Origin of the sequence: Psychrobacter sp. (assembly GCF_035469765.1) — a bacterium.
Lineage (GTDB): Bacteria > Pseudomonadota > Gammaproteobacteria > Pseudomonadales > Moraxellaceae > Psychrobacter.
Genome location: NZ_DATIRM010000335.1, coordinates 1 through 7,006 on the forward strand (window position 1 = coordinate 1; position 7,006 = coordinate 7,006).

Here is a 7,006-nt window from a genome sequence, read left to right on the forward strand (position 1 = left end):
TTAAAAATGTTAACATTTGCCCTATCTACTCTTACGCTAACAGCCTAGAAATGTAGACTGAACATCTGCACAATAATAAGAGTAGAAATAATTAAAATAGGCTTATATTGAAAAACCAATGCTAAGTCAGTAATGTATAAATAAGTATAATATCTAACCATAGATAGGGAGTTTTTATGAGTAATGTCAGTACAAAATTAGATATGAATATCGTCCATAATGAGGCAGCAAAACGTTTTGAGACTTTGATTGACGGGCAGACAGGCTATATCAGCTATAAAGAGCGTGATGATAAGTTGGTATACGATCATACTATCGTGCCACCACAGCTAGGCGGTCACGGCGTGGGTTCAGCATTGGTTAAACAAGCATTGGACTATGCTCGTGAGCATAACAAAAAAGTCGTACCTCAGTGCTCGTTTGTTGCCTCTTATATTAATAAAAACCCTGAATATAAAGATCTGCTATAGCTCAAACTACTGAATAAGTATATTTAACAATAGATAGCTATGATAGTTTGCCCTATTAACCGTTATACTAGCGCTATATACTCTCATTATTAATGTCACTGCCCTCCTATTTTCTTGATACTTTTATCGTATGTTTGTAGCCAAATATATAATAAATTATCAGCAATAGTTGGGTTTTTTATCCTATGACTTTTTATTTATCGTATAAGCGTTTGCTCCGTTCGTGAAAGCACATAAAACTTATAGTAGTCGCTACACTATTTTATCGTTAATAGTCATTTTTCCATCCACCATAATAATAAAGGATATCACCATGAGTAGTTTATCTAACCAACAAGTCGATTTACAGTTAGAAGAGTTGCCAGGCTGGGAGCGCGATGGTAATTCTATCGTAAAAACTTACCACTTTAGCGATTTTGTTGAAGCGATGTGCTTTATGAATCAAGCGGCTTTTCATGCTGAAGCGTTAGAGCATCATCCTGAATGGAGTAATGCCTATAATGTGGTCGAGGTTCGCCTGACCACTGGTGATACTGGCGGTATTACTAGCCACGATATTCGTTTGGCAAAACGTATGGAGCATATCGTTCAGCCCAAACGCTTATAAATATTAAGCTTTGTGTTTACTACGAATAACTTAGCAGACAGCTATATTTTAGCCATAAAAAAAGACCTCAGATTCATCAATCTAAGGTCTTTTTTACTAGCCAGTTTTCTAACTGGCTAATGTCTTTATAGGACGAGTATACTTTCCTATTACATACGGCGGCTAACAAACGCCACGATGAATAGAATGACTGCTAATGCTAACAAGATATAGGCGAAGTTTGCAGACAATCCAGCAACACCACCAAATCCTAAGAAACTTGCTAACAATGCGATTACAGCGAAAATAATAGCCCAACGAAACATAATAATTCTCCTAAAATAGTAATTGAAAAGTCAAATAATAAGGTTGCTATAGTCAGTGCTACACAGCTAACTACTTACACTACCAATCATCTGATATTGTACTTTTTATTTTGTTACAGCTTTTAGTGCTTGGGAATATAGAGTAGCAATGATTTTCAAGATAAAAGGTTCATTTTGGTAATAATGTCGATAGGTTATGTAAACTTTGTAGCAAATCTTACCATTTAAAGATATTTTCAGCACTTATGTGTGGAAACGGTAAATAAGCACTTAAGTACTACTAGGTATATGAGAAGATTATCCAAAGATGTTACGTTTTATTTGATAAATACTATTTGTGACGCCTTTTTTCTAATCTAAATTAATCTTAACCATTATTTTCTTATAACAATCATTTGACAAAGCACATTAACAAGGAAAATAACGATGAATACGGATATATCAAAGAGTACCAACTCATCAAGTGATAACAAAAAATCTAATAGTGAAAAACGAGCTTATGCGGTAGTTTTATACGGAGCGACCAGCTTTGTTGGGCAAATCACTGCTCATTATCTGGCAGAGTTTCTATCTGCTAACAAAGACAAGAACGGCACTGAAATCACTTGGGCGATAGCCGGTCGTGATCAAGAAAAGCTCAATGAACTGCAATCCAGACTGGCAAGCAAAGTAGATATTATTATTGCTAATAGCGATGATGCGGCAAGCCTTGATGCAATGACAGAGCAAACGCAAGTCATTATCTCAACTGTTGGACCTTATCTTAAATATGGCGAGCCACTTATCAAATCGTGTGTTGATAATGGTACCGATTATGTTGACCTCACTGGTGAGGCGATATTTATTAAAGACATGATGGATAAGTATCAAGAGGCAGCAAAACAACGTGGTGCTCGTATCGTCAACTCTTGTGGCTTTGATTCTATTCCATCAGACTTAGGCGTTTACTTTACGCAAAAGCAGGCTGAAGCAAAGTTCGATAGTGCTTGCGATGTGATTCATATGCGCGTCAAAGCTGCAAAAGGCGGACTATCAGGCGGTACCATTGCTTCAATGGTGACTATCTTTGAAGAAGTCGGACAAGATAAATCTCGCCGCAAGCAAGTGGCAAACCCTTATTTGCTAAACGATGATAAAGATGCGCCAAACATGCAACAGAGCAATGTCAGCAAACCAGAATACGATAGCGAACATCAGCGCTGGCTTGCGCCTTTTGTGATGGCAAGTATCAATACGCGCATTGTGCATCGCAGCAATCAATTGCTTGGTTATGAATATGGTCGCGACTTTAAATATGACGAAGCGATGTGGATGAAAGATGGTATCAAAGGTAAGCTTACGAGCTACGCGTTGAGTGCAGGCTTGCTTGGCTTTGCAACTGCCATGATGATTACGCCAAGCCGCGAGTTATTATCCAAGCACGTATTGCCTAAATCAGGCTCAGGTCCTTCTAAAGAAGAGCAAGAAAACGGCTATTTTGATATTCGCCTTTTTGGACAAACGGCTAACCAAGACAGCATTGCTACCAAGGTAACGGGTGACAAAGATCCAGGCTACGGCAGCACTTCACGTATGTTGTCACAAGCGGCATTATGTTTAGCGCAAGATATCAGTAAAGAAGAAGTGAGCGGCGGCTTTTGGACACCTGCCTCTGCAATGGGCGACAAGCTAATTGAGCGTTTAGAGGAACATGCTGGTCTTAGCTTTGATGTGATTAATGGCTAGTATCTATTAACTTCATAGTGTCCTTTTCTAACCATTTTGATAACCGTACCTTGGCAACAAGGTACGGTTTTTTATCTAACAATAACACTACAATAATTGCACTAAATCACTTAGTGGCAGCAGCCTGTTAGACTATTAATCGTTATGCTACTGAGTATATCACCTCTAAATTGCTATTATCTTTCCTAGTATCTAAAAATGGTTGGTATTCCAAACTCAGTGCGTATCAACGTGTTAAAGAATAATATCAATATCTAAGTAAAGTTATTGCCAATAACTGATCATGATAGTCGCTTATTGATTGTCATGATTTTATTTTTCCTATTACTTATATGTTAGATATTTTAAACATATAGATGCAAAGTACTAAATGGATAGCTGCTATAGCGAATAGCATTTTCCAAAATCAATTTGATGACATTTCAACAGACATTAGAAGACTGTCAATTAAGGAATATACGCATGAATAACCGCACCCTACCTTTATCATTACTTATCGGCGCTGCCCTAGCAATTCCAACATTGGCAATGGCAGCTCCAGCTGGAACGACTGCTGCTGTTCAAACGAAAGCTACCGCTAAAAACAGCACCGTTGCAGTAGTGGCTGAAGTTGAAAGTACTGATGACAATGCTAGTGCCAATACATCTAATACTGACGCTAAAACAGACAAGTTTAGCCCGTTTGCGATTAGTGAAACTCAAACCATATCACGTGCACGCGTTACTAGTAATCTTGGGCAACAGCCGATGACTACCGAAATAAAAGCGCCGTTAGAAGCTTTAAAAAATTCAGAATTACAAACAACTAAAATCATCTCTGAAGAAGCGGTGTTAGATGTGGAAGAAGACTTAACAGAAGTTTCAGAAGAAGACGATCTATAAGTAAATACCTAAGTAACTGTGCTCAGACAATGATTAAGCTAAATATAGTTGAAATACTTTAAAGTCGCTACAGTATTGCTGGTGTAAATTTTTTGCAGCCTCTGTCTGCGTAGGCACAGCAAGCAAGAAAAATTTGCACCAGCAGTACGTGTTGTATCGATATTACTTTTCACCGACTATATAGTGATTAAAAAGCACAGTTGATTTAATTAAAAAAGGCAGCCTAATGGCTGCCTTTTTTATTACTGCTTATAATACAAATACGACGTTTTATTTCTTAGCTTTAGTCACACCAGCTTCTTGCAATAATGCACCAAAAGTACCCATTTTGCTAGGTGCTTCTGCTTTTTCCGCCCGAGGAGCCTTGCTGCGGCTATTGCTGTTACTATTACTACTGTCTTGACGCTTAGGCTTAGACGGACGCTTATCACCAGCTGGGCGATTGGGACGTGGACGACTGGCTTTTTCATCGTTATTAGTCGTTGCAGGCTTTGCAGCTGGACGTGAGGGTTTTTCACCTTCAGGTTTCATGCTAAAACCAATACGGCCACGTTTTTCATCGATAGAGATCACACGGACTGAAACGATATCACCCGGCTTCACGCGGTTCATCGGGTCTGCAACGAAGTCATTAGCCATCTGTGAGATATGCACCAAACCGTCTTGATGTACACCGACATCGACAAAACAACCAAAGGCGGTCACATTGGTGACAACCCCTTCTAAAGTCATGCCCTCGCTCAAGTCTTTAATGCTATTGACGTCTTCACGGAAGTTGGCGGTTTTGAACTCAGGGCGTGGGTCACGAGCGGGCTTGGCAAGCTCTCCCAAAATGGCTTTTACGCTCACATTTTCATCATTAGCAGCTAGCGCAGCGGTATCAATGCTATTTAACACACCATCATTACCGATGATTTCTAGCAATGCTTTACCTGTTTGGGTCAGCAAACTATCAACTAAGGCATAGCTTTCTGGATGTACGCCAGTAGCATCTAGTGGATTACTGCCACCATGAACCCGCAAAAATCCTGCTGCTTGCTCAAAGGTCTTAGCGCCTAAACGTGGAACGTTTTTCAATGACTCGCGGCTATCAAATGCGCCATGCTCTTTACGATACGTGACGATTTGTTGTGCGACGTTTTTATTTAAGCCGGCAATGTGCGCTAAGATAGCTGGGCTTGCGGTATTTACATCAACACCAACGGCGTTAACGCTATCTTGTGTGACTTTATCAAGACTATCTGCCAATTGGGTTTGGTTAACATCGTGCTGATACTGACCAACGCCAATCGCTTTTGGATCAACTTTAACCAATTCTGACAATGGATCTTGCAAACGACGAGCAATAGACACTGCACCGCGTACAGAGACATCCAGATTGCCAAGCTCATCAGTGGCGAGCTCACTGGCAGAATAGACTGACGCGCCAGACTCATTCACGATGACTGCTTTGGCTTTTAATGACTCGTTCGCCGCTAAAATCTCTTTAATCATTGCGTCTGTTTCTCGGCTCGCTGTACCGTTTCCGATAGCGACCAAATCGACATTATAAGTGCTTAATAGCTCATCGATGACTTTTTTGGCTTCATCCATTTTATTATCAGGTGCGAATGGATAGACCGTAGCAACCACAGGCTTGTCTTCACTGTCTAACATGACATGACCTTGGGCATCGACAATCGCCATTTTTACGCCATGACGGATACCAGGATCTACACCTAAAATTACTTTGCGTCCAGCAGGCGCTGACATAAGTAAATGCTGTAGATTATTAGCAAATACATCAATCGCATCAGCTTCAGCGGTTAGACGCTTTTCAGTCAATAATCGATGCTCGATATGTGGACGCCATTTGTCTTTCCATAAGCTGGTCGCCGCTTCTGTCAAAAACTCACGACGGGCATCAGGCGCTTTGGCATCAATCTCAAAGTGCTTCACGATTTTTTCAATAAATGGTGCATCTTCGCCTTCAATTTTTAGACCTAAGACGTTCTCTTGACGACCACGTAGCATCGCTAATAGACGATGATTTGGCAGACGAGCAAGGCTTTCACTATGCTCAAAATAATCTTTGAATTTTTCACCGACTTCGCGCTTTTCATCACTGGCAACCGCTGAGACGATGCTGGCTGTTTTGGCAAAACCGCTACGCAAATTATCAAGCAAATCTAATGCTTGTGTCCATTCATCAACGATGATGGCTTGTACACCTGCCAACTGCTTGTCGATATCACTGAAGTCAACGTCAATCTCTTGACCACTTTCATCAGTAATGCTCGATTGTACTTGATAGTCTGCTAGCGCATCCGTCGGCGTGATTTCTTGCGTTAGTACTGCTTGGGCAGCAACATCAAGACCAGCAGCGCGTGCTTTGGCGGCAGGAGAGCGGCGACGCGGACGATATGGCAAGTAGATGTCTTCAAGCTCAAGCTTTGATACAGCATTATCAATACGCTTCTGTAGCTCATCGGTCAAATTGCCCTGCGTGCTGAGCAGCTCAGTAATTTTGAGGCGACGGGTTGCCATGTCACGTTCATAATTGAGAGACTTCTCAAGCGCTCGTAACTGCGCATCGTCAAGATTCTGCGTCTTCTCTTTACGGTAACGGGCAATAAACGGAACAGTCGCGCCTTCATCGTACAATTTCACAAACGCATTGACTTGAGCAGTCTTAATGCCAAGCGCGCGAGCAAGCTTGTCATGAATATTCGCGTGTGTGGTGGCATCTAAAACCTGTGCATTTGTCGAGGTTTGAGATGGCGTTAAGGTATCAGTGCTACTCATATACGTATCAATCGTTGAGAAATGTAGTTTTGCATTATAGCAAAAGCTGCATGAATAGAAATCCTTTTTATATTTTCATGATTTATGACATTATTTATAGCCAAAATCCTCTAATAAGCACGTTTTTGCTGCTTTATTAAACAAACACATACAGCATTTGTCTTTATCAGTGATGCAATTATGACGGCAATCTTATACACTAAAGTCTCAATTGCACAAATATTGCTGTGTAC

Annotated in this window: 6 protein-coding genes; 4 read left to right on the forward strand and 2 right to left on the reverse strand. The window is 40.7% G+C overall.

From position 1 onward, the window contains the following. Window positions 1-176 precede the first annotated feature (176 nt). Both VLN09_RS09300 and VLN09_RS09305 read left to right on the forward strand, forming a co-directional pair. Window positions 177-470 carry a GNAT family N-acetyltransferase gene (locus VLN09_RS09300; RefSeq protein ID WP_325245866.1) on the forward strand — a complete coding sequence of 98 codons (294 nt, stop codon included), beginning with the start codon at window positions 177-179 and terminating at the stop codon, window positions 468-470. 313 nt (window positions 471-783) lie between these two features. Beyond that, entirely contained in the window at window positions 784-1,077 is a 294-nt protein-coding gene (locus VLN09_RS09305; protein ID WP_325245868.1) for a 4a-hydroxytetrahydrobiopterin dehydratase, read from the forward strand. A 149-nt stretch (window positions 1,078-1,226) separates the two neighbouring features. Here the strand turns inward: VLN09_RS09305 and VLN09_RS09310 are convergent, their stop codons facing one another. Beyond that, the gene (locus VLN09_RS09310) at window positions 1,227-1,382 is read right to left on the reverse strand and encodes a DUF1328 domain-containing protein (protein ID WP_011512513.1); all 156 of its coding nucleotides are present in this window, start codon (window positions 1,380-1,382) and stop codon (window positions 1,227-1,229) included. Window positions 1,383-1,808: 426 nt separating this feature from the next. Here VLN09_RS09310 and VLN09_RS09315 point away from each other — a divergent pair, with 426 nt between their 5' ends. Next, window positions 1,809-3,107: a saccharopine dehydrogenase family protein gene (locus tag VLN09_RS09315; protein ID WP_325245871.1), complete on the forward strand. Its 1,299-nt coding sequence runs from the start codon at window positions 1,809-1,811 to the stop codon at window positions 3,105-3,107. 462 nt (window positions 3,108-3,569) lie between these two features. Further along, window positions 3,570-3,989 carry a hypothetical protein gene (locus VLN09_RS09320; protein ID WP_325245873.1) on the forward strand — a complete coding sequence of 140 codons (420 nt, stop codon included), beginning with the start codon at window positions 3,570-3,572 and terminating at the stop codon, window positions 3,987-3,989. Window positions 3,990-4,259: 270 nt separating this feature from the next. On the opposite strand, the gene VLN09_RS09325 is transcribed toward VLN09_RS09320, so the two are convergent. Next, complete coding sequence (locus tag VLN09_RS09325; protein ID WP_325245875.1) at window positions 4,260-6,773, reverse strand: Tex family protein; 2,514 nt, start codon at window positions 6,771-6,773, stop codon at window positions 4,260-4,262. Between the last annotated feature and the right edge of the window lie 233 nt (window positions 6,774-7,006).